Annotated in this window: 22 protein-coding genes and 1 pseudogene; 12 read left to right on the top strand and 11 right to left on the bottom strand. The window is 61.5% G+C overall.

All coding sequences use genetic code 11. The features are described from left to right. The 4 genes from fliQ to ACYQ4W_RS13025 all read left to right on the top strand — a co-directional run bounded on the left by fliQ (position 1) and on the right by ACYQ4W_RS13025 (position 3,241). On the top strand, positions 1 to 270 hold the full coding sequence (gene fliQ / locus ACYQ4W_RS13040; RefSeq protein ID WP_459858552.1) for a flagellar biosynthesis protein FliQ: 270 nt from the start codon (positions 1 to 3) through the stop codon (positions 268 to 270). Positions 271 to 904: 634 nt separating this feature from the next. Further along, complete coding sequence (locus ACYQ4W_RS13035) at positions 905 to 2,455, top strand: ArnT family glycosyltransferase (protein WP_459857377.1); 1,551 nt, start codon at positions 905 to 907, stop codon at positions 2,453 to 2,455. Between the two features lie 104 nt (positions 2,456 to 2,559). Continuing rightward, complete coding sequence (locus ACYQ4W_RS13030; RefSeq protein WP_459857375.1) at positions 2,560 to 2,823, top strand: helix-turn-helix domain-containing protein; 264 nt, start codon at positions 2,560 to 2,562, stop codon at positions 2,821 to 2,823. A gap of 22 nt (positions 2,824 to 2,845) precedes the next feature. Next, complete coding sequence (locus tag ACYQ4W_RS13025; RefSeq protein WP_459857372.1) at positions 2,846 to 3,241, top strand: hypothetical protein; 396 nt, start codon at positions 2,846 to 2,848, stop codon at positions 3,239 to 3,241. Positions 3,242 to 3,320: 79 nt separating this feature from the next. Here ACYQ4W_RS13025 and ACYQ4W_RS13020 read toward each other — a convergent pair whose 3' ends face one another. The 3 genes from ACYQ4W_RS13020 to ACYQ4W_RS13010 all read right to left on the bottom strand — a co-directional run bounded on the left by ACYQ4W_RS13020 (position 3,321) and on the right by ACYQ4W_RS13010 (position 6,794). Then, entirely contained in the window at positions 3,321 to 4,652 is a 1,332-nt protein-coding gene (locus ACYQ4W_RS13020; RefSeq protein WP_459857370.1) for an ATP-dependent 6-phosphofructokinase, read from the bottom strand. 102 nt (positions 4,653 to 4,754) lie between these two features. Continuing rightward, complete coding sequence (gene rfaE1 / locus ACYQ4W_RS13015; protein WP_459857368.1) at positions 4,755 to 5,774, bottom strand: D-glycero-beta-D-manno-heptose-7-phosphate kinase; 1,020 nt, start codon at positions 5,772 to 5,774, stop codon at positions 4,755 to 4,757. A 96-nt stretch (positions 5,775 to 5,870) separates the two neighbouring features. Next, positions 5,871 to 6,794, bottom strand: coding sequence for a ParB/RepB/Spo0J family partition protein (locus tag ACYQ4W_RS13010; protein WP_459857365.1), 924 nt, complete (start codon positions 6,792 to 6,794; stop codon positions 5,871 to 5,873). A 101-nt stretch (positions 6,795 to 6,895) separates the two neighbouring features. Between ACYQ4W_RS13010 and ACYQ4W_RS13005 the strand changes: the two genes are divergently transcribed. Further along, the gene (locus tag ACYQ4W_RS13005) at positions 6,896 to 7,339 is read left to right on the top strand and encodes a hypothetical protein (protein WP_459857363.1); all 444 of its coding nucleotides are present in this window, start codon (positions 6,896 to 6,898) and stop codon (positions 7,337 to 7,339) included. On the opposite strand, the gene ACYQ4W_RS13000 is transcribed toward ACYQ4W_RS13005, so the two are convergent. The 6 genes from ACYQ4W_RS13000 to ACYQ4W_RS12975 form a co-directional block, all read right to left on the bottom strand. Further along, complete coding sequence (locus ACYQ4W_RS13000) at positions 7,336 to 8,106, bottom strand: ParA family protein (RefSeq protein WP_459857361.1); 771 nt, start codon at positions 8,104 to 8,106, stop codon at positions 7,336 to 7,338. The two genes, ACYQ4W_RS13005 and ACYQ4W_RS13000, sit on opposite strands and share 4 nt — an antisense overlap. Before the next feature lie 151 nt (positions 8,107 to 8,257). After that, positions 8,258 to 9,265 (bottom strand): NAD-dependent epimerase, encoded by a 1,008-nt coding sequence (locus tag ACYQ4W_RS12995; protein WP_459857359.1) that lies wholly within the window; start codon positions 9,263 to 9,265, stop codon positions 8,258 to 8,260. Positions 9,266 to 9,334: 69 nt separating this feature from the next. Beyond that, the gene (locus ACYQ4W_RS12990; RefSeq protein WP_459857357.1) at positions 9,335 to 9,898 is read right to left on the bottom strand and encodes a hypothetical protein; all 564 of its coding nucleotides are present in this window, start codon (positions 9,896 to 9,898) and stop codon (positions 9,335 to 9,337) included. Positions 9,899 to 9,945: 47 nt separating this feature from the next. After that, the gene (coaBC, locus tag ACYQ4W_RS12985; RefSeq protein ID WP_459857355.1) at positions 9,946 to 11,181 is read right to left on the bottom strand and encodes a bifunctional phosphopantothenoylcysteine decarboxylase/phosphopantothenate--cysteine ligase CoaBC; all 1,236 of its coding nucleotides are present in this window, start codon (positions 11,179 to 11,181) and stop codon (positions 9,946 to 9,948) included. Continuing rightward, positions 11,178 to 11,735 carry a hypothetical protein gene (locus ACYQ4W_RS12980; RefSeq protein ID WP_459857353.1) on the bottom strand — a complete coding sequence of 186 codons (558 nt, stop codon included), beginning with the start codon at positions 11,733 to 11,735 and terminating at the stop codon, positions 11,178 to 11,180. The genes coaBC and ACYQ4W_RS12980 overlap by 4 nt, the downstream gene beginning before the upstream one ends. Before the next feature lie 118 nt (positions 11,736 to 11,853). Next, positions 11,854 to 12,555, bottom strand: coding sequence for a hypothetical protein (locus ACYQ4W_RS12975; RefSeq protein WP_459857351.1), 702 nt, complete (start codon positions 12,553 to 12,555; stop codon positions 11,854 to 11,856). Between the two features lie 167 nt (positions 12,556 to 12,722). Between ACYQ4W_RS12975 and queA the strand changes: the two genes are divergently transcribed. The 6 genes and pseudogenes from queA to aroE all read left to right on the top strand — a co-directional run bounded on the left by queA (position 12,723) and on the right by aroE (position 17,542). Further along, entirely contained in the window at positions 12,723 to 13,850 is a 1,128-nt protein-coding gene (gene queA / locus ACYQ4W_RS12970) for a tRNA preQ1(34) S-adenosylmethionine ribosyltransferase-isomerase QueA (protein ID WP_459857348.1), read from the top strand. A gap of 59 nt (positions 13,851 to 13,909) precedes the next feature. Then, the gene (locus ACYQ4W_RS12965; protein WP_459857345.1) at positions 13,910 to 14,143 is read left to right on the top strand and encodes a 4Fe-4S dicluster domain-containing protein; all 234 of its coding nucleotides are present in this window, start codon (positions 13,910 to 13,912) and stop codon (positions 14,141 to 14,143) included. A gap of 8 nt (positions 14,144 to 14,151) precedes the next feature. Then, positions 14,152 to 15,219 carry a 3-methyl-2-oxobutanoate dehydrogenase subunit VorB gene (locus ACYQ4W_RS12960; protein WP_459857343.1) on the top strand — a complete coding sequence of 356 codons (1,068 nt, stop codon included), beginning with the start codon at positions 14,152 to 14,154 and terminating at the stop codon, positions 15,217 to 15,219. A gap of 1 nt (position 15,220) precedes the next feature. Next, on the top strand, positions 15,221 to 16,030 hold the full coding sequence (locus ACYQ4W_RS12955; RefSeq protein ID WP_459857341.1) for a thiamine pyrophosphate-dependent enzyme: 810 nt from the start codon (positions 15,221 to 15,223) through the stop codon (positions 16,028 to 16,030). After that, a pseudogene (locus ACYQ4W_RS12950) lies at positions 16,030 to 16,563 on the top strand (2-oxoacid:ferredoxin oxidoreductase subunit gamma family protein); the annotation flags it as partial. The gene ACYQ4W_RS12955 and the pseudogene ACYQ4W_RS12950, both read left to right, overlap by 1 nt. A 139-nt stretch (positions 16,564 to 16,702) precedes the next feature. Continuing rightward, complete coding sequence (gene aroE, locus ACYQ4W_RS12945; RefSeq protein ID WP_459857339.1) at positions 16,703 to 17,542, top strand: shikimate dehydrogenase; 840 nt, start codon at positions 16,703 to 16,705, stop codon at positions 17,540 to 17,542. A 54-nt stretch (positions 17,543 to 17,596) separates the two neighbouring features. Here the strand turns inward: aroE and ACYQ4W_RS12940 are convergent, their stop codons facing one another. Further along, complete coding sequence (locus tag ACYQ4W_RS12940; RefSeq protein ID WP_459857336.1) at positions 17,597 to 20,680, bottom strand: hypothetical protein; 3,084 nt, start codon at positions 20,678 to 20,680, stop codon at positions 17,597 to 17,599. A 258-nt stretch (positions 20,681 to 20,938) separates the two neighbouring features. Here ACYQ4W_RS12940 and ACYQ4W_RS12935 point away from each other — a divergent pair, with 258 nt between their 5' ends. Then, complete coding sequence (locus tag ACYQ4W_RS12935) at positions 20,939 to 21,181, top strand: Bbp19 family protein (protein WP_459857334.1); 243 nt, start codon at positions 20,939 to 20,941, stop codon at positions 21,179 to 21,181. Between the two features lie 57 nt (positions 21,182 to 21,238). On the opposite strand, the gene ACYQ4W_RS12930 is transcribed toward ACYQ4W_RS12935, so the two are convergent. Continuing rightward, complete coding sequence (locus ACYQ4W_RS12930; RefSeq protein ID WP_459857331.1) at positions 21,239 to 21,460, bottom strand: hypothetical protein; 222 nt, start codon at positions 21,458 to 21,460, stop codon at positions 21,239 to 21,241. Positions 21,461 to 21,786 lie beyond the last annotated feature (326 nt).

Raw genomic sequence — 21,786 nt, 5'->3', positions numbered from 1 at the left:
ATCACTCCCGAATTTGTCGTGGGCTTCGCGCGCGAGGCCATGGAACTGACCCTCGTCATCTGCTTGCCGATGATGGGCGTCGGTCTCGTGGTCGGCGTGGCCATCAGCATTTTCCAGGCTGCGACGCAGATCCAGGACGCGACGCTTTCCCTTGTGCCCAAGCTCATCGCCATGTTCGTCGCGCTCATTTTGGCGTTCCCTTGGATTATGGACAAAATGATAACATATACGTCGAACCTGTTGATCAATCTCCCGACGTACATCCGCTAGGACAGCCCTGTCCTTTTCGCCGCGCTTCGCCGTGATCTTGCCAAACTCCTGTGGCCACGGTAATTGATGCGAAACGCGCCGCAGCGCAAAAGGCTCCCTCACTCATGAACAGGCACAAGGATACCTTCCTTGGCGGCATGTCCGTCGACAAACGCCCTTATGGCAGTGTTTTGACCGCCAGGACCTGCGGGTGCGATGGCGTTTTTCCAAAATTTCAGAATAATATTGCATTGTTGCGTGCTTCATCTCTTGGCTGTGGCGTTTTGTCTCAGGACCCCGCATTCAAAATCGATTTTACGGCCTTGCGGCGCTCTTCTTGTTACTTGGTCTTGCGGAGCAGTGGGGGGATGGCTTCTAGACCCCTTGGGCGCATTTTTACGCCTTCTGGCGTGCACGCCACGCGCCTGCGCAATCGCTACGATCTACACCAGCCGACGAACCGGCCTTTTCGTGTGTTGTTTCCCACTGTCCTCACGGCTCCTGCCCCTGGCGGCAAGGATGTGATTGTCCCGGCTGGCCGTTGCTGCGGCCGCCGTTCCTCTTTTGTTCTCCCTACGAAACGCTGAGGCATCTTATGAGCCGAAACAGGCTTCTTGACAGCCTAACGGCCCGTCCCGGGCTTTGGGCTTTTCTCATGGTTGCTGTCGCCACCTGCTTCCGTCTGTGGTTCGTGGGCACCGGGCAGCTTGGCCTGGTCCAGGACGAGGCCCAGTATTGGGATTGGACGCGGCACATGCAGCTCACGTACTATTCCAAAGGGCCGCTCATTGCCTGGGTCATACGATCGGGCACGCTCATCTTTGGCGACACCGAGCTTGGCGTCCGTTTCGGCTCCATTGTGGGCATGGCGCTCTTTCCTCTTGTCATCTGGCTTTTGGTGGCCAAGTTGTGGAAGCGCCCTTTGTGGGCCGTACTCGCCATCTTCGCCCTCAGCGTGTCGCCGCTCTTTTTGGCTCTGGGCATCCTCATGACCACGGACAACCCCTTTGTGTTGTGCTGGGCCTTGGCCATGCTTGCGCTTTATGCCGCCTCCACCCTCGACGACGCCGGCAAGGACCGCGGCCTTTGGCCTTTTGCGCTGCTGGCCTTTGTGTACGGCATCGGCATCCTGGCCAAGTACACCATGCTCGGCCTGGCCGGTCTTGCCGTTGCGTACGGCCTGTTGCTGCAGCGGCAGGGTGTTTTGCCCAGGCGTTTTTGGCTCAAACTCTTCGCGGCTCTTTTGGCCGGCATCCTCTGCGGCTTTTTGCCCACACTTCTTTGGAACATGCAGAACGGCTTTGTCGGCTACAAGCATGTGCTCTATCTCATCGGCGTTTCCGGTGAGGGCGCCAAGACGCTGTTCCGCATTTCGCGGATGCCCGAGTACCTGGGGGCCCAGTTCGGTTTTGCCCTGCCGTGGTGGTTCGTGCTCATGCTGCTGGCCGGGTGGCGTGCCGCCATGCAGCTTTGGCGTCCTGCGAATGTGGATGCTGCGGCGGCCACGCGCATGACCTACCAACAATCCGCGCTCTTGGTGGTGTTCTTTTGGCCCATGACCTTGTTCTTTTTGGCCTGGAGCTTTCACACCAAGGTGCTGGCCAACTGGAACACCGTCAGTTTCGTTGCCGGCGTGCTGCTTTGCGGCGTCGAGCTTGAGCGGCTCCTCCGTTCTGATCTTTCCGCCAACGGGTGGCGTTGGCTCAAGGTGGGAGCGTGGGCAAGCGTTGTCCTTGCCGTATTTGTGCATGTGCACCAGTTGCTGCCCATTCCGCCTTCGCTCAACCCCGCGCACCGGCTCAAGGGGTGGCAGGACCTTGGCCAGCACATGAGCCAGGTGGCTTCGGAACGTTTTTCCGACCCGAAGCGTGTCTTCTTCATGAGCTCTGTTTACGACATTACTGCGGAATTGGCGTTTTACGTGCCTGGTCAACCGCAGGCGTATTGCCTGTGGGGCGCCGACAGGCGCATGAACCAGTATGACCTCTGGGGCGGGCCCCAGGATCGTTTCGGCTGGGATGCCGTGCTTGTGCTTCGGGGCGACTCCTCCGGCGCGCCACCGACCGTGCCCGAGATGTTCGAAAGCGTTTCCGGACCCTACCGCTATGTCGCCAGCTTCCGGGGCACGCCGGTACGCCCGTTTTATTATTATCTCTGCTACGGCTACAAAGGACCGTGGCCGAGGCAGGAGAACGCTCCCTTTTAGGCTTTGCGGGCAATTTGCCCCTTGCCGTTGCTTTTTGATGATCTTGAATGACAATCGTTGACATTCTTTGACAACCGGTGCATAGCACTGTACATCGGTGTCTTATGATAGACACAGACGCCCAAGCGCATGATGGGGGAGGCATACTCCCCAAGCTGCTGACCATACGCGAAGTAGCCGACATCCTGCGCATTCACGCCCGGACAGCCTATCGGCTGGTGAAGGACGGCAACATTGCCGCCATACGGGTGGGCACGCAGTGGCGGGTCACGGAAGACGCCCTGCATGATTATGTGGCGAGCGGCTGGCGGCATTGGAAGCCGGAACCGGCCCGCACAAGGCCCAGGCAGTACAAACTGCCGTTATGACGTTCACGACCCAGGAGAGCGCATGAACCGCACGCCGCTGATGAACCAGCCACTCGGGCCCCGGCCTGTGACCCTTCCCAACGACTTCGGCAATCCCATCGGCATCACCGCCACCATGGTCGCCGAGGACATCCATTTCAGCACCGCCACGGGCGTGCTCACGGTCGAGAAGCTGTACCGCACGGCCGAGGGCAAAACCGGCTACGGCATCATCGCCGCTTCCGGCGAAAGCCGTGAGCGCCGCGCGTACCTCCTGGACGACCAGGGCGACATGGTCCTGGCAGACAACGGCAGCTATGTGGTCGAGCTGCCTGTGGAAGACATGTACGAGTTTCTCGTCATGGCCCTGCAGGCCGAGGATGCCCGCCAGACTGTCGGCGAGCATGTGCAGATGCGCCCCGCGGTGAACGAAGACTAATTCCTCCGATCCCACCAAATGCAAAGACGCCCGGCATGCCGGGCGTCTTTTTTTGTGCGCTGCGTGTTTGGAGCTGGGGCTAGTTTTTGCCTGGAGCCTGCACGCTCATGTCGTCCTGACCTGTCGATTCCAGGACTGCGCGCCAGTAGTCGGACTCTGTGTTGAGCTTCTTGCGCTTCATGGTCACCATTTCCAGCGGGGCGTGGACATAGCGGGACTGCAGACGGCTCACCACCATGCCTGTTTTGCCCGCCATGGCGGCGTGCACGGCGTTTTGGCCCAGGAAGCCGCAGTAGACCCTGTCGTTGGCGTTGGCGGGCACAGAGCGGATGATGTAGCTCGGGTCGATGAACTTGATGGTGGCTTCCATGTCCTTGGCTTTGAAGTGCTCTTTGATGCGCGCGATGAGGATGGCGCAAATGTCGCACAGCATGGGATTGCCGGATGCGTCCGTGCGGCCGCTGGCCTCGCAGAGGTCCTGTCCAGCTCCCTCGGCCACCACAATGACGGCGTGTTTGCGGCTGCGCAGGCGCTTTTCAAGCTGTTCGAGCAGACCGTCCGGGCCGTCAAGGACGAACGGGCTTTCCGGAACGAGCACGAAGTTCACTTCCTTCAAGGCCAGGGTGGCCTGTGCGGCGATGAAGCCTGATTCCCGGCCCATGAGCTTGACGATGCCAATGCCGTTGAAGGCGCCGTTGGCCTCCACGTGCGCACAGGCTATGGCTTCGGTGGCTTTCTCGACCGCCGTGTCGAAGCCGAAGGACGTGCCGACGAAGTTGATGTCGTTGTCGATGGTCTTGGGGATGCCGATGATGCTGATGCGCGAGTTGCGGCTTTTGATCTCCTGCACGATGCGCGCGGCGGCCTTCATGGTGCCGTCGCCGCCGATCATGAACAGCACGCCGACATTCATGCGCTCAAGGGCGTCCACTATCTCGTCCGCAGCCTGGGGACCGCGCGACGAGCCGAGCTCCGTTCCGCCGAATACATGGTAATTGCTGACGTTGTTTGGAGTCAGCTCGATGATGTCGTGCCCGTACTTGGGGATGAACCCTTGCAACCCGTAGCGGATGCCGATGACGGACGCCACGTGGTAATGGTGATAGGCGTCCATGACGATGGCGCGGATGACGTCGTTGATGCCCGGGCAAAGGCCGCCGCAGGTCACGATGGCGCATTTGACCTTGCTGGAGTCGAAGTACAGCTTGCCGCGGGGTCCGGCCTTTTCGAAGAGCAGGGGCAGGCCGTGCGCGCCCGGAACGTCCGATTCCTCCTCGGTCAGGTTCAGCTCAAGCTGGTCCTCCTGTCCGATGAAGTGCGTCAATTTGAGCGGCGAGGGTATTTTGGCCGGGCCGAGCGTCTGGATCGTTGTGTCCATGGCGGCTTTCTTGGCGGATCCTGGTTTGGACATGGTGCGTCCTCCATGAATTCAGGTTGAATACACCTTGCTGTAGCGGATATGCCGCGTTGCGTAAATGCGCTTGGACGAAGTCCGCGCGTTTTCGCGTTTGCTTTACGCCATGCCCGCCAGTGGCGTTATTTGCGCTGCCGGGCTTTCGCTCAGAGCCTTTTGGAGTCCTTCAATGGTGGGCGTGGCCGCTCCGACCTGGCCCACAACGATGCCGGCCGCATGGTTGGCCAGAACGGCCGCTTCAAGCAAGGTCGCTCCGGCGGCCATGGCCAGGGCAAGTGTGGCGATCACGGTGTCGCCCGCGCCGGTGACGTCGAAGACCTTGCGCGCAAAGGTCGGAATCTGTTGCGCCTTGTCGGGGCCTTCAAAGAGGGCCATGCCTTGTGCGCCCAGGGTGATGAGCAGGTCCTTGCAGCGCAGGCGTTTGAACAACGCCTGGCCGACCTTGCCCGGGCCGTCCGGTCCGAGGCAGGCCATGCCCGCTCCTTCGCCCGCTTCCTTGGCGTTTGGGGTCAGGATATCCACCTCATGGTACAGATCGTAATTCTGCGGCTTGGGGTCGACGAGGATCCGGGGGCGAGAGCCACCCGGTCCCTTGAGCGAGCGGAGCGCGTCCATGATCTTCTGTGTGATCACCCCTTTTCCGTAGTCAGAAACAATCACGATATCATGCTGTTGCCCATGTTTGGCGATGATCTCCAGCAAAGCCCCAACCACGGTCTTGTCGAGGGGCGCGGTGTGTTCGCGATCAACCCTGACGATTTGCTGATTTTGGGCGATGATCCGTGTCTTTCGCGTTGTGCGGCGGTGATTGTCGTGAACAAGCGCGCAGTTGACGGAGCTTTCGGCAAGCAATGCGCCAAGCACCTCGCCATCGCGATCATCGCCGATCAGGCCCACCATTGTGGCCTGGCCGCCGAGAGCCACGATGTTGCGCGCTACGTTGCCGGCGCCGCCAAGAAGATATTGCTCGTCGATCACCTCAACCACGGGCACTGGCGCTTCCGGCGATATTCTTGTGACTGTGCCGAACGTGTAGTGATCCAGCATGACGTCGCCGACGATCATCACCCGCCTGCCCGCCATCTCCCTCAGCAATCGTTCCAAACCTTGTGTGATCATGCCGCCTCGTCACCCTGTCGTGTTCAACGTTAGTAGAGGTTTATTCACTTTAATTTTACGTTGTTGTCTGTGATGATGATCTGGTGATTGCCGCGATCAAGACATGCTGATCCCTAGGCGTCTTGTCAGCTCTTCGAGTTGCGATGCAGATTGATACTGGATGGCGACAACACCGCGTTCGATGCTGCCCGTGATCTTGACCGGTTCGCCCAACTCGCTGGCCAGGCGGCCTTGGAGCGCAAGCAGCTCTTCGTCCAATACCTTTGCGTTGCGCGTGCCGCGGGGCGTTTTCCCACGTGGTTTCTCGCTTCCGTAGAGTTCTTCCGGCGCTGCCAATCGCCCGTTCTCTTTGACGAAGCTGGCTTCCGCCTCGGCCTGCCGCACGGAAAGGTTGAATGATTTGATGCGCTGGTAGAGGTCGCGGCAGGCTTGGGCATCCACCGCCATGATGGCCCGGCCGTGGCCAGCGGTGAGCACTCCGGTCTGGATGTCGCTCTGGATATCATCGGGCAGATTGAGCAGACGCAGCGAGTTCGCCAGAGCGGAACGGCTTTTGCCAACCTGGCGCGCCAGTTCCTCTTGGCTCAGGCCGAAATCTTTGAGCAGCTGATGGAAGCCGCGAGCCTCTTCTATGGCGTTCAAGTCGGAACGCTGCAAATTCTCGATCAACGCGATGGCCAGCGTTTCCATATCGTTCAGCACGCGCACAAGGGCCGGGATCTCCGTGAGCCCAGCCATCTTTGAGGCACGCATGCGGCGTTCGCCTGCCACGAGCTCGTAGGCCGCGTCCTCGCCGGTCAAGGGCCGGACAAGAATGGGCTGCAACACACCTTGGCTCTTGATGGAGTTGCACAGGTCCTCAAGCGCTTCCGGATCGAATTCCTTGCGTGGCTGGTGAGGGTTGGGCCTGATGGAGGCGATCGGCATGTGCTTCACTTCCGCCGAATTCACCGACTCCGGTTTGATGCTCCCGAGCAGGGCATCCAGTCCTCTACCTAATCCGCGTTGACCTATGGCCATCGATATCCTCCAAGTCTCATTACTCACACATACGCCGGCACGCTTGCCATGGCTCGGCGTGGGCACTATAAGTCAGGCACTCGAACATCTGGGAGCAAACCATGGATTCTCATCAGCCTGCATTTCAGGAAATATTCGACGCCAACGGGGCTTGCCTTGGGGCTATTCTCGCCCCGGAAGCTTGGTCTCTCGTCCGTGATCAAATCCTTGCACGTTTTCAAGCCGCAGCAGTCGTCACGCCAGATGTCGTCGAACCTCTGCAGGATTGGGAAGACCTCGTTAAGTTTTGGGATTTCAAGTACCCTGTCGATGTTGACGTCTGCTGTTCGGTTTGCGGCAACGAAACCAGCGATTGGCGTCAAGACACACCCCGCAAGTTCAACCTCACCGCTGCCAACCTGGGTGGTCTTGTCACCTTCAAATGCTGCGGTTGCCAGTCCAAAATCATGAAGCGCCATTTCAAGGACACGATCAAGATTGAAACAAAGCCTTTTCTCGCTGAGAAAACGGCGCGCAATCTTGGCCGCCCTGAATCGGGCGTCTAATCGTGGACCTTGCTTCTGGTCACTTCCTGGGCCAAGGCCATGTAAGCTTCGGCACCGCTGGAGCGTATGTCGTAGGTTATCACTGGTTTTCCAAAGCTCGGCGCCTCTGACAAGCGCACGTTCCTTGGGATGATCACTTCGAAGAGGTGCTGAGGCAATGCCTTACGCACCTCGTTTTTTACCTGCCAAGAAAGTTTGTTCCGCTGGTCGTACATGGTCAAAACAACGCCGAGAACCTTCAGATCCGGGTTCAGGCGTTTTTTGACCAGTTCATATGTCATGAGCAATTGTGACAAGCCCTCAAGGGCATAGTACTCGCACTGCAGGGGCACAAGAAGCTCACGTGCGGCGCACAGCGCGTTCACAGTCAGAATCCCCAAAGAAGGCGGGCAGTCTATGAGGATGAAATCATAGTCATCCTCAACCGCGGCCAAGAGGTCGCGGACGTAATACTCTCTGCCCAGCTTGTCGGCCAGTTCAATCTCTGCGCCGACCAGATCCTGTGTGCCGGGCAGCAGGGAAAGGTACGGTATCGCCGTCTCCACGATGCACTTGCGCACGTTGTCCGGGTCAAAAAGCGCCGTATAGATGTTCGCGCGATCATCACCAGGATAAAAGCCCAGCCCGCTCGATGCGTTTCCCTGAGGGTCGCAATCGACGAGCAGGACTCGCTTTTCCATTACAGCCAAGGAAGCGCCGAGATTGACCGCCGTGGTTGTCTTCCCAACGCCGCCCTTTTGATTTGCAACGACAATTCTGCGTGCCACATTTCCTCCGCAACGAAAGCAGATTTTCGCGTTTCACGTGAAACATTGCGTCTCACGTGCCTGTTTCACGTGAAACACGCGCGGTGAACCCAGAATAAATGTCACCAGCGCATAAATCAAGCGCTGGTGACGAATAGTGGGAAGAAAAGGACTAGGCTTTGAAATAGTCTCTGTACCACTCGACAAAGCGGGAGATGCCGACTTCGATCGTGGTGGCCGGCTTGAAGTCGACATCGCGCACAAGGTCGTCGACATTGGCCTCTGTGGCGGGGACGTCGCCGAGCTGCATGGGCAGGAATTCCTTGATGGCCTTCTTGCCAAGGCAGTCTTCGAGCACCTCAATATAATGAGAGAGCTCAACGACCTTGTTGTTGCCGATGTTGTAAAGGCGGTAGGGGCTCGGGCTCGTGGCCGGATCTGGCTTTGCGCCGGACCACTCGGGATTGGGCTCTGCCGTGTGCAGGGTGACGCGGACCACGCCTTCGATGATGTCGTCGATGTAGGTGAAGTCGCGGCGCATCTTGCCGTGGTTGAACACCTTTATGGGCTCGCCGGCCAGGATGGCCTTGGTGAAGAGGAACAGCGCCATATCCGGGCGGCCCCATGGCCCATAAACGGTGAAGAAGCGCAAGCCGGTTGTGGGCAGCCCATACAGGTGACTGTAGGTGTGCGCCATGAGCTCGTTGGATTTCTTCGTGGCGGCGTAAAGGCTCATGGGGTGGTCGACATTATCGTGAACGCTCAGCGGCATGGTCGTGTTCAGCCCGTACACGGAGCTGGAAGAGGCGTAAGCAAGGTGTCCCACCTTGTTGTGCCGGCAGCCTTCCAGGATGTTCAGGAACCCGACCACGTTGGAGTCGATGTATGCCCGCGGGTTGTCGATGCTGTAGCGGACGCCTGCCTGCGCAGCGAGGTTGACCACGTGGGTGAACCCGTTTTCCGCGAAGAGCTTGGCCATGCCGGCGTTGTCAGCCAAGTCGAGGTGCGCAAAGGTGAACTTGGGGTTTGCTTCAAGCATCGCCAAGCGTGATTTCTTGATCTCGACCGAATAATAGTTGTTGAGGTTATCCAGGCCGACAACATCGAAACCCATGGAAAGAAAGCGGCGGGAAAGGTGAAATCCGATGAACCCGGCCGCTCCGGTGACAAGTACCTTCATGGTGCAGTCCTTTTTTGCGGTTTGGAGTGAAGGGCGCAGATTTACCCGCGCAGGGGAGTAAAGGCAAGCTTAGGCGAGCTTGATGCCTTTGAGGTTGGCCAAGGCCTGATGCAGCTGATGCGGCAGCAGCGAGAGAAGCGCCTGGGTTTCTGGCGCCGGATGGATGATGACCGGGGGTGTCTTCTCCTCTTGGGGGTAGAGGGTCAACGCCCGTTTTGCTGCCTGCTCGCCAAAGCAGATGATGTGCCGGATGGCGAAATGCCTGACGCCAGCGGCAAAGAAGTCCGTTGCAAACTGTCCCTGCGGGTTGACGTTTGATGGGAAGGAAATCGGCCAGAACAATGTGGTCCCGGCAGGCCAGCCCAAAAAAGAAAGCACGGTCTGGAAGAGTCTCCGCCGCTCAGGATCAGCGGCGACAGCCACATCATCAGCGAGTGATGCGTATGTGATGATCACCCGTGGCTGGGTGCGGACGCGAGCATGCAGATTGCGCCAGGGCTCCGGCCACGTGCTGGGCGGTGCTTCCTCAACCTCGGCGACTTCGTGATTTTCGGGCGCTGCATCCCGAGGCACCTCGTCAGGGCCAATGGCGCAAGCGTCCTGCGCCGGGCACAGGCCCTCCGGAAGGAACACAAGCTCGAGTCCGGCATGGGCGAAAGGCCGTAGCCGCTCAGCGAGGTCTACAGATGCTGCAAAAGATCCCATATGCGCCAAGCGACCTCGGTTTTGGGGAGTACGGGCCATTGTTCAACGCGACCGGTCCGATCAAGCACCGTGACGACGTTCGTGGCGCTGTCGAATCCGCTTTCAGGCAGGCCGATGCGATTGGCGACGATGAGGTCGAGATTCTTTTCGCTCAGTTTCAGCCGCGCCTGATCAAGAAGGTCGTCGGTCTCTGCGGCAAAGCCGATGAGCGTCTGATCTTCGCGTTTGGAAGCACCCAGGGTGCGCAAAATATCGGGGTTTGCAGCCAGGGGGATGGAGAGCGCATCCGGGTTCATGTCGCGCTTTTTGAGCTTGCGCGTCAGGCCTGAGCTTGGCGGCACTGGGCGGAAGTCGCACACGGCTGCCGTGCAGCAGGCAATGTCAGCGTTGGGGAAAATCGCCGCTGCCGCAGCAAGCATTTCCCTTGCCGTGGTGACGGGCGTCACCGTGATGCCTGCCGGAAAATCGAAGGAGGTGGGGCCGGCAACAACCTGCACATTCGCGCCGCGCATCCAGGCCGAGACGGCAAGGCAGGCGCCCATAAGTCCGCTGGAGGGGTTGGTCAGGAAACGGACCGCGTCCCAGGCTTCGCGAGTGGGACCCAGGGTGACGAGCACCGTGCGCCCGGCAAGATCCTGAGGAGACAAGGCGCGCAGAACGTGGGCGAAAACGTGCTCCACAGGGCTCATGCGGCCTTTGCCTGTATCCCCGCAGGCGACTGGCCCGGCAACAGGCCCCACAGGCACAGCGCCCCGTTCGAGCAACGTCTTCCAGTTGGCCTGTGTGGCCGGTGCTGCCCACATGGCCGGATTCATGGCCGGTGCGACGATGAGCGGCCCGCTGAACGCAAGGGCCTGGGTGGAGAGCATGTCGTCGGCGATGCCGTGGGCGATCTTGGCGATGATGTTGGCGGTGGCCGGTGCAATGACCAAGGCGCTTGAGGAGCGGCCCGGTGTCAGGTGCGCGAAGGGATCATCCACCGGCGCATCATGGAACATGGCGGTGTTCACCGTGCCAGCGCCCAAGGCTTGGAAGCTTTCCGCGCCGACGAAGCGCTGGGTGGAGGCCGTGAGCGTGACCCCGACAGAGATTTGCGCTTCGACAAGAAGGCGCAGCAGGTCAAGGCTCTTGTACGCGGCAATGCTGCCGGTCACCCCAAGGTGCACCCGGCGGCCCAGAAAGCAGGGAAAGCGCAAATGGGCAGTGTTCAATTGCTGATGTCCTTTTCGGAAAAGCTGCTCTGGGAGGGGCTGGCGGGAGCCGGGCGGGCCGTGGCGGTGCCAGGGCGAGGCGCGGTCGAACGCGGGCTGGACGTGGCGCCAGCCTTGTATTCCAGGGCGAAGATGGTCGCCTTGGCCTTGAAGCCGTCCACCAGCTCGATGATCGCGGCCTTGTTCGACTTTTCAAAGACGAGGATGCTCTTCTTGGAGCGCACGGAAGAAACCTTGCGCCAGCCGTCCTTGACCATGTTGTTCTGGAAGAAATTGATGAGGTCGTCAAAGACGACGCGGCCCTGGAAGATCTGGATGCCGGCCTTGAATTGCTGTGTGTCGAACGAGAAGTCGTCGTCCGTGGAGTGCTCCATGCCGTTAGGGATCAGGATGTCGTCGAAAAGATAATAATAATTGGGGTTGTCGTAGGTCTCAGCCTGGCCGCCCGTGGCCGGGGCAGGGTCGGAATTGCTCCTCGTATTCAAGCCGGAACAGGCGGGCAGGGCAAGAAGAAGCAGACACAACAGCAGAAATTTAAGAGATGCTGGCTTCATGGCGCGGCTCCTCGGTTTAACTTGTGGGAAACGAACCACATGCGAAGTGGTGACGCTGATAATCTAGACTAAAGCTAGAGAAAGCTCAACGCCATATATGTGGGATCATTTATGGCGTCTAGGCTCCAAGGCCGTTTGCCCGTTTCAGCTGGGCCTCGAGCCGGTCGCGGTCCTCGCGCAGCCTGCGCAGTTCGACTTCCTGAGCGGAAAGCCGAGCTTTGAGGTCGGCGTTGTCGCTGGTCAGCGTCAGCGAAATTTCTTCCATGACGGCGAGCTTGGGCTCCATGGTCTTGACCCGCTCAGCCAGCGTTTCCACCTGTGAGGCGACATCGGCCTGTTCGCGTTTGGCCACGCGCTTGAGGTTGCGCGCAAGCAGCACAAAGCCGTTCTTCAGCTTGTTGATGTCGGTCTGGTGCGAGTCCAGGCTGGTCTTCTGCTCGGACAACTTGTCGAGGGCGCTGGAAAATTGGGAGATGGAGTTCGAAAGCGCTTCGGAAAGGGCATCGGAGAGGACCTCGGCCAAATGCTCCGGCAGGTCCTGCGTCATGGCGGGCAAGGCCAGGGGCTCGGCCGCGGGGCCCACTTCAATGGTGCGGGGAAATTCTTTGCGTAGCATTTCTTCGATTTCCGCAGTGATGCGGCCTTCGGTGTAGAGTTCGCTGATGCGCTGGAAGATCGCCACCGACTCTTCAGGGTAGCGGGTCATGCGGCCCAGACGGCGCCCGGAGAGATAATCCTTGAACAGCGCGGCGTAACGGCGCGCCGTGGGAGCGGGGATGCCGGTGTGCTTGGCGATATCGCTGAGAGCCAGGAGTTCCATGTCCCGTCCATACCAGGATCAGGCTGAAGATCAAGGGAAAACTAGCGGCAGTCGCGGGTTTGCGGGGGTGATGATGGCGGGGTGAGCGGATGATCGAGTCGGCTGTGCGCGGGGGCCGCTTGGTCTAGGGTTGCGATCACAAGGGGAATGGTTAAGATGCATCGACCATGCACACGAAAGAAAATGCACCTGACCGTCTGGATATTCCCGCCGAGTTTCGCCTAAGCAGCTATGTGTACGAACTGCCCGAGGAGCAGATCGCCCGCAGACCGGCCGAGCGCCGCGACGGCTCGCGCCTGCTTGTGCTCGACCGGGAGGAGGCGGCGCCGCGCGTGGACGCCTTTGCGAATCTGCCGGAGATCTTGGCAAAGCGCTTTCCCCAGGGCGCGCTGCTGGTGGCGAACAATTCCCGCGTGTTCCCGGCGAGAATCTTCGGCAAGCGAGCCACCGGCGGGCGCGTGGAGCTGCTCTTGCTCACGCCGCTGCCGCTGCTTCACGTGAAACCTTTGCCCGACGGCCGCCAAAGCGCCGAGGCCGAGGGCCTGGTGCGCACGGCCAAGCGCATGAAGGTGGGCGAGGCCGCGTTGTTCGATGCGCCCCTGACGGTGACGCTGCTGGAACGAGGCGACTTCGGCCGGTGCCGCGTGCGCTTGGAGTGGGCTGGAAGCCTTGGAGATATATTGAACGAAATCGGGCATATGCCGCTGCCGCCGTATCTTGAGCGGGCGGACGACGCCGCGGACCGCGAGCGCTATCAGACCGTGTACGCCGACGCGGCAAAGGCCGGCAGCGTTGCGGCCCCCACGGCCGGGTTGCACTTTACGCCAGAGGTGCGCGGCGCTTTGGCGCAAAAGGGCATCGCCTGGGCCGAGGTCACGCTCTACGTCGGCTACGGCACCTTCAGCCCCGTGCGCGAGGGCGACATCCGCGAGCACAAGATGCACGCGGAATATGTCGAAGTGCCCGAGGCGACGGCCAAGGCGATACGCGAGGCCAAGGCGGCGGGCGTTCCCGTTGTGGCCGTTGGCACCACCAGCGCGCGCAGCCTGGAGGGCATGTACGCGGCCACGGGCCAGGTGGAGGCCTTTGCCGGCGAGACGGAAATCTACATTATTCCGGGCAGAAGCTTCAACGTCGTGGACGCGTTGCTCACCAATTTCCATTTGCCAGAATCAAGTCTCCTGATTATGGTTTCGGCCCTGGCGGGCCGCGAACGCATCATGGCCGCCTATGCTTTGGCGCTCGCCCAGGGCTTCCGTTTCTTTTCCTACGGCGACGCCATGCTCATCGTGTGATCGAAAGTTACTGACAAGGCCGGCGTGGCGAAAGCTCGCGGCGGCGAAAGGGGTGTCCCATGTCCCGCATCACCGTATCAGAGGAGCGCTGCAAAGGCTGTCTCCTGTGCACCCAGGTCTGCCCGGTGGAGATCATCCGGCAGAGCGAGCGCATCAATCAGCACGGCTACAAGGTGGCCGAGGTCCCGGCCGAGAGCCTGGACAAATGCACCGGGTGCGCGTCCTGCGCCACCATCTGCCCGGACGTGGCCATCGAAGTCTGGCGCAGCAAAAAGCCCAAAAAGGCTGCTTAGGAGGGCGCATGGCAGGCAAAAAGGAAAGACTTTTCGTCAAGGGCAATGAAGCCATCGCCATGGGCGCTTTGGCCGCCGGGTGCCGGTGCTTCTTCGGCTACCCCATCACCCCGCAGAACGACATTCCGGAGTTCATGAGCAAGCACCTGGTCGAAGCCGGGGGCGAGTTCGTGCAGGCCGAGAGCGAAGTGGCCGCGGCCAACATGCTGCTGGGCGCAGGCGCCTGCGGCATCCGCGCCATGACGAGCTCCTCCTCGCCGGGCATGAGCCTGAAGCAGGAGGCCATCAGCTACATGGCCGGCAGCGAGATCCCCGCCGTCATCGTGAACATGAACAGAGGCGGCCCAGGCCTGGGCGACATCGGCCCCAGCCAGGGCGACTACTTCCAGTCCACGCGCGGCGGCGGCCACGGCGACTATCGCCTGCTGGTCCTTGCGCCCTCCAGCGCGCAGGAAGCCTACGACATGACCTTTGATGCCTTTGACCTGGCGTTCGCGTCCAAGAACCCCGTGCTCATCCTGGGCGACGCCATCATCGGCCAGATGAAGGAGCCCATCGTCCCGCGCGAGCCCAAGGCCGTGGACCCCGAGGAAGGCGGCGACTGGCGTCTCATCGGGGCCAAGGGGCGGGAGCACCGCATCATCAAGTCGCTCTTCCTCATGGACGGAGAGCTGGCCGGGCAGAATATGAAGCTGCAGGCCAAGTACGATGCCTGGAAGAAGCTCGCCGACTTCGAGACCTTCGAGGTCAAGGACGCGGAGCTTGTGGTGGTGGCGTACGGCTCCATCGGCCGCATCGCCAAGAACGCGGTGCGCGCCCTGCGCGCCAAGGGCAAGAAGGTCGGCCTGTTCCGGCCCAAGACCTTGTACCCCTTCCCGGAAAAGGCGCTGGAAAAGCTGGCCAAAGAAGGCAAGCGCTTCCTGACCATCGAGCACAATCTGGGCCAGATGGTCGAGGACGTCCGCTTGTCCGTGCGCAGGCACGCCGACTCGGACCTGTTCTGCGTCTACCCCGGCAACATGCCGAGCCCGGACGATTTCGAAGCGCCCATTCTGCGCGCCCTGGGGAGGAAATAACATGTCCAAGCCCACTTCCGCCGCGGCGGCACAGGAAGAGCTGGTCTTCACCCGGCCCGCCTCCCTTGTGGACCGCGCCACGCATTATTGCCCCGGCTGCCATCACGGCATCGCCCACCGCATGGTGGCCGAACTGCTGGACGAAATGCAGCTGGCCGAGAACACCATCGCCGTGGCCTCCATCGGCTGCTCCGTGTTCTTGTACAACTACATCAACGCCGACGGGGTCGAATCGCCGCACGGCCGCGCCCCGGCCGTGGCCACGGGCGTCAAGCGCGCCCGGCCGGACAAGTTCGTGTTCACCTACCAGGGCGACGGCGACCTGGCCTCCATCGGCATGGCCGAGATCATGCACGCCGCCAACCGCGGCGAGCGCATCAGCGTGGTCTTCGTCAACAACACGGTCTACGGCATGACCGGCGGCCAAATGGCCCCGACCACGCTCATCGGCCAAAAGACCACCACCTGCCCCGGCGGTCGCTGCAAGGACCGCGAAGGCTCGCCCATCCGCATGGCCGAGATCATCGCCCAGCTGGGCGGCACTGCCTTTTGCGCGCGCGGCTCGCTTGATTCCGTGAAGAACATCCGCCAGGCCAAGAAGTACATGCGCCAGGCCTTCGAGGTGCAGACCAAGGGCCTTGGCTTCGGCTTCGTGGAGCTCTTGTCCGGCTGCCCCACCAACTGGCGCATGTCTCCGGTGGCCGCCAACAAGCGCATCACCGACGAAATGATCCCGTACTTCCCGCTGGGCGTGTACCGGGACGTTGTCGCGGACGGCACCTGCGGGTCGCTGGTTTCGGGAGGCGAATAATGAAGCGTTACATCGACGTCATCATGGCCGGCTTCGGCGGGCAGGGCGTGCTCTTGATCGGCAACCTGCTGGCCTACGCCGGCATGCGCGAAAAGCTGAACGTCACCTACATTCCCGTCTACGGCGTGGAGATGCGCGGCGGCACGGCCAACTGCACTGTGGTCCTGTCCGAGGAGGAAATCGGCTCGCCCATCATCAACACGCCCAAAAGCCTCATCGTCATGAACCGCCCCAGCCTGGACAAGTTCCAGCCCAAGCTGGCCGACGGCGGCATCCAACTCGTCAATTCGTCCCTGGTGGACCCGGAACTGGTGGAAAAGGGCGGGCGCATCCGCACCGTGCTGGTGCCGGCCAACGAGCTGGCCGACCAGGTGGGCAACGCCCGCGCCGTGAACACCATCATGCTGGGCGCATATGTTGCGGCCACGGGCATGGTGAAGCTGGAAACCGTGGAGGGCTGCCTCTCCGCCGTCATGCCCGCCAAGATTGTGGAGCTGAACGTCAAAGCTCTGCGCCTTGGGGCCGAGTACGCCAGAAAGCAGCTTGCGGCCGCTCCCGGCGCGAAAAAAGCTCCGGCCAAGGCTCCTGGCAAGGCACCTGCGAAGCCTGTGAAAACCGCGGCCAAGGCCAAGAAGCCAGCCGCCAAAAAGCCCGTCGCAAAGAAGAAATAGCGTGCAGTTGAACGCGAAGAAAAAGCCCCAGGGTCAGTACGGCATCATCGGCTGGCCCCTGGGGCACAGCAAAAGCCCGTTGCTGCACAACTGGGGGCTCAAGGAATCCGGGCTGCTGGGGACCTATGTGCCCTGGCCGACGGAACCGGCCAAGCTCAAGGCCTTCATGGCCGAGGTGCGCGCCCGGCACATCCGCGGCGTCAGCGTCACCATTCCGCACAAGCAGACGGTCATGCCTTATCTGGATGGGCTGACCGACAGGGCCAAGGCCGTGGGCGCGGTGAACACGCTCTTCTGGCGCGACGGCAAGCTTTGGGGAGACAACACCGACGTGTGGGGGCTCATGGTCCCGCTGTTGCCCCATAAGGACGCGTTGAAGAACGCCCTGGTGCTTGGGGCGGGCGGCGCCGCCCGGGCCGCCTGCGCGGCGCTCAAGGAGCTTGGCGTGCCGGACATCGCCGTGGCGAACCGCACGGCGGCCAAGGCGGAAAAGCTGGCAGCGGATTTCGGTCTGCGGGCCATTGCGTGGGAAGAGCGCCTCGGGACCTGGTCCCTGGTGCTCAACACAACGCCGCTGGGCATGTTGGGCGACAACCTGGGCAAATCGCCCTGGCCCGCCGACGGTTTCGGCGGCGTGTCCCTGGTGTTCGACCTGGTCTATAACCCCGTGCGCACCAAGCTGCTTGAAGACGCACAGGCCGCTGGCGTGGCCTGTCTCTCCGGCCTGTCCATGTTTTTGCACCAAGGTTTGGCGCAGTTCGAGGTCTGGACGGGCAAAAAGCTGGACGAGCGGCGCGCGCGGCAGGTGCTCATGGCCGATTTGCTGCTGACCGGCGGCTGAGCCGTCCGGCATTTGTGGTCCATCAAGGGCGGTTGCTGCGGCGCCGCCCTTTTTTTATGCCGCCGCCGCCTCATGGCCTGAGGAGATTTCGAGCCGCGCGGCCAAGGCCTGGATGTCCTCCAGGTATTCGCGGCTGGTATCGAGATAAAACGCCAAAGCCCGGGCGAAATTCTTGCCCACGAGCCCGTCGAGGAACAACTGACTGATCTCGCGCTCGCGCAGGAGCACATACTGCGAAAGCAGAAAGACCTTGCGTTCCTCGACGCTCATTTCCTGCAGCCATCTGGTGAGCACGGAACGGGCACGCGGCTGATACATCCAGAAATATAACAAATCCAGCGCATTGACGATGATGATGTTTTCGAGGCCCTTGTCCTCGTAGCTCATGGTGAGCATGAACTGCTTGGGCGATTCCAGCAGCGCCAGCACGTCCTCCTGCGGGAAGCGCAGCTCCAGCTTCTGGAAGGTGTCGAAGAGCTGGGCCAGCTTGCCCTTGTAGTCCCACTCGCGCAGGCGCGTGGCCTGGGCGCGGTCCACAAAGCCTTCTATGACGCCCGCTGCGGTGTCCGAGGCCAGCTTGGAGATGACCGCCGCCCAAGGTTCGAGCAAAAGCGCGGCATCCTGGTGCCCCGCGGATTGCAGCAGCACCACCAGGGCGTCGCTGTACACAAGGGCGAGGGGGATTGACACCACGGAGCGGAAGAGATTGCCCAGGGCGGATCCTTTGGGCAACCCGCGCAAAATGTTGTGTCCCATGATGTACAGGCCGTTTGCCAGGGCCACCACGGTGTAGAGCGTCAGCGGCGCGTTGGCGAGCGTGATGCCCATGCCCTTGTTGAGCAGCAGCGTCTTGATGACGTAGTCCAGCAGCGGCACGGAAATGCCTGTGTAGAGCAGGGAATCGGCCAGCCGCTCCCAGCTGACCAGGTCGTTCCAGCGCAGCAAAGACGAGCGCGTGAACCCGCCGGTGGAGAGCACCATCTGGATGATGTTGCGCACGCCGGTGATGCCGAACCACAGGAACGCGCCCAAATAGGCCAGCACCCACCAGTCCTTGGTGAGGCCGAAGGTGAGGGCGGCGGGGATGAATCCGCCAAGCACCTTGAGCACGATCTTGAGGGTGGAGTTGAGGTAGCGCGGGTGCAGCAGTCGCGGCGGCGCAGGCGTTGCCGGCGGCTCAAGACCCAGGCCGGACTCGGCGCCGTGCTCGCGCTGGATGCCGCCCATGAGCGAGACGTTGCCGGGCACGCCGGGGGTCAGGTGGAAGGTCTCGGCCAGCCATTCCACGCTGGTGCGGCGCACCAGAAAGCGCAGACGCGGAAAGACATCGGCCAGGGCGTGCAGCAAGCCGCGCTCGGGTTCGCGGTCGTCGTCGGGCAGCTCCGTGACGCGCTTGCGGGCCACGGCCTGCACCTCCAGGCGCTTGGAGGCAGCCTCGGGCATGTTCCGCAGGGCTCGCCGCGCCCGTCCCGGCAGGGTCTCGTCGACAACCATGCCCATGCCGTAGAGCCGGCTCGACTGGCCGGTGGAGTCCGTGCCGATGCACGAGGCCAGCGGCGTCTTGCGGTAGCAGGCGTGCAGGGTGGCGATGTCGAAAAGGATCTCCTCAAGCTTGTCGCGCACGCTCTTGGTCGGCACGGCTTCAATGATGTCGCGGATGAGCTTCTTGAGCTTGATGATGTTGGAGGTGTTCAAGGCCTCCTGCAAGGCGTTGATGCGCGCCCGGTCGATTTCGCGGCCCAGGGCGCGGTCCTTCATGTTCACGATCTCCAGGTGCGTTATGGCGCCCCTGCAGTCGTACAGGATCTCCAGGACCTCCTCCACGCGCAGATTGCCCAGGCTGAGTGTGATGCGCCCGGCCGGGTGGATGTCCTGCAGCCTGCGGGTAAGCTCCTGGGGTGAGAGGCGCAGCAGCGCGGGCGCGGTGGGGGCGTCGCTGGGAATGTCGGGGTTTTGCAGCGTCGGGTTGCGCAAGGGCTTGAGGAACAAGTCGATGATCTCGTCCGTATCGAGCTTGCAAAGCCGGCTGAGCTGCTGGCGGATCTCCTCCCGCTCCGGGCCGGTGGCGCTGGCCAGCTCGTGGCGCAGGAACGCGGCCTGCCGCTGCATGAGCGGGAGCAGGCGCTCGTGGATGAACTTGCCCAAGTGCTGCAGCGATGCCTGCCCGGCGCCGACAAAGCGCTGGAACTGTTCCACGGGCAGGGGCTCCAGGTCCAGGGCGTAGTCCCGCTTCAGGGTCTGCCGGTGGATGTTGTTGAAAACGCCAAAGACATCCGCGACATACCGTTGGTGGAACTGCGAAACGATGCGGCCTTCGGCCATGAAGTCCGCCGTGGCCGGCTGGTCGAGAAAATCGAGGAACTCCAGCGGAGTGGCGAAACCGCCCGGCACCCAGATGACCTTCAGGAAACGGCCGCGGAAGCGGGGGGTGAACTCGATGCCGATGCGGACCTTGAGTTCAAGCACGCGCGCCGCCTCAAGCAGCTCGGCCGCGGCAGAGCGCGGCACGTAGTTGTAATACACCACAGTCAGGGTCTTGATGCCCTTGATCCAGGCGTCGAGGACCAGGTGGGTGCTTGATTTGCGGCCCTTGGTGTTGGCGTCGTGCACATGGTCGTCAAAGGCCACCTGGCTCTGGTCCTCGGGCATTTCCAGCAAGTGGTAGTTGGAAAGGTGGCGGCGCACGACGCGCGGCTTGCCTGAGCAGGCCTCGCGGAAGTCGCGGGCGAACATGAGCTGGGTCAGGGTGTCGCCGCTGGCACGCACCATGTCCTTCATGATCTGCACAAGCACGCGGGCCGTGTTGCGGCGCAGGCCGCTTTGCGCCGTGGTCAGCACCTCGGCATGAAGCGAGCGCAGGGCGGAGAGGCGGTCCTCGGCCTTGCCGGTCTCCAACGAGCCCAGCAGGTGCACCACGGCATAGGCGATGCGCAGGCCGCGCGTGGCGGCCATTTCCTTAATGCCATGGGGGTGCATGTATGGCGCAAGCAGCTTCTTGTGGCTCGGCGCGTCGTCCCGGTCGATGACATCGCGGACGATGCGCAGCAGTTCGTAGTCCTTGCGGTCAAAATATGCCCGGCTTGGTCTTGCAGCAAAGCCGACGTCCTGGCGGGCGCGTTGTTCCGTGGTCTCGGGCATGCGTATCCTTTTTAGCGTGCCGCCTCCGCTCGTGACAGGGGGGAGGCGAATGAACGTGACTGATTTCACAATCAGGAGAGGAGAGAAAAAAGTCAAGGGGATGACGGACATTTAGAGCCTGATTCCGCGCATGTCTGACCCAGGACGGCCGCAAACGCTGTCAATGGGTAAAATCGTTCCTTTTACCGGCCAAAAGCAGGGTGTTTTTGTCCTGCCTCACAGGCCCGTGCTATGCTGCGCACAGGAGGGCCCAGAGCCATGCACGATATGAACACATTGCACCATTGCTACTTGCGCGCGTTTGAGGGAGAGGCGGGAAAGGCGGTATTGGCCGACATCGAGTCACGGGCCTATGTGCGCGACACCAGCTTCAACCCGGATCCGCAGCGTGCGGCCTTCAACGAGGGCAGACGCAGCATGGCCTTGCACATCCGGCGCATGCTCGATGGCGAGGTGATGCCGCGTCATCAGCAGGGCGAGGAAGCACCGGGCATTTCTTAGGCACAAAAAAAGAGGGAGACCCGAAGGCCCCCCTCTCGAATAGCTAGACTAAAAGCCTTAGGGCTTCTTGGTCTCAGCAGGAGCGGCCGGAGCGGCAGCGGCGTCAGCGGGCTTGGCAGCGCCGTCAGCGGGCTTGGCTTCAGCAGGAGCGGCCGGGGCGGCGGGAGCCGGAGCGGCAGCGGCGGGCTCGGCCTTCTTCTCTTCGGCTTTCTTCTCACCGCAAGCGGAAACGCCAAGGGCCAGGGCAGCAACGATCATGACAGCGAAAAGCTTTTTCATGGGACTCTTCCTCTCTATTTGTGGTGGTACAACTCAAAACAGAAATTCCGTTCCCCGGAAAGTCCCGCATGGGACCTTTGCCTTTGACCAGAAACCCTGCGGCGTTTGGTCTTAAGCCCGGGAGCAAGGGCAGAAACAGAACCCATACACGGAACACCCGCGCACAGGGCGGTTCAACCCCTCACGCGCCCCTCAATATACCCGTTGAATGCGGTTGGCAACAGAAAAAACCGGGAAAGTTCTCGTCGGGGCAAACGCGCCAAACCCACGCCCTGAAAGGGTCGGAGGGGGATAGAGCAAGGAGGCGGCAGAACACTATGGGCATC

Source organism: Humidesulfovibrio idahonensis, assembly GCF_054657715.1.
Note: the sequence above shows the minus strand (reverse complement) of the source record. Positions and strands in the feature narration are given on the sequence as shown.